Genomic DNA, 456 nt, shown 5'->3' with positions numbered 1-456 from the left:
CCCTTGAGGCGGACGCCCCAGCGGGCGCGGACCATCGGCCCGACCTGCGGCACCGAGGCGCCGGTGGGGACGGCCGCGGCGAACAGCGCCCACAGGGGTGCGCCGTTCAGCGCGAGGGCGGTGAGGCCGAGTCCTGCCGCCGCGTGCACCAGCACGCCCGGCACCAGCACGGCGCGCTGGCCGTGGCGGTCGGCGAGCCGGCCGGTGTACGGGGCGAACAGCGCCATGGAGACGCCGGTGACGGCCGCGACGGCGCCGGCCGCGCCGTAGGAGCCGGTGGTGTGCTGGACGAGCAGCACGATGGAGAGGGTGAGCATCGCGAACGGCTGACGCGCGGCGAAGCCGGGGAGCAGGAACGTCCACGCGCCGCGGGTGCGCAGCAGGCGGCCGTATCCCGGTCGGGAGGTGGCCGCCGAGTCCTTCGACGTGGTGACCGTGGATGCCACGGCCCGTGCC

At 76.8% G+C, this 456-nt stretch carries 1 protein-coding gene; it reads right to left on the bottom strand.

The features are described 5' to 3' along the window. Positions 1-456: MFS transporter (locus C9I57_RS32240; RefSeq protein ID WP_219909925.1), on the bottom strand; the 456-nt coding region annotated here is incomplete at both ends.

Origin of the sequence: Trinickia symbiotica, assembly GCF_003028655.1 — a bacterium.
Classification (GTDB): Bacteria; Pseudomonadota; Gammaproteobacteria; order Burkholderiales; family Burkholderiaceae; genus Trinickia; species Trinickia symbiotica_A.
The sequence above is the reverse complement of the archived record's forward strand: the minus strand, read 5'-3'. Positions and strand labels throughout refer to the sequence as shown.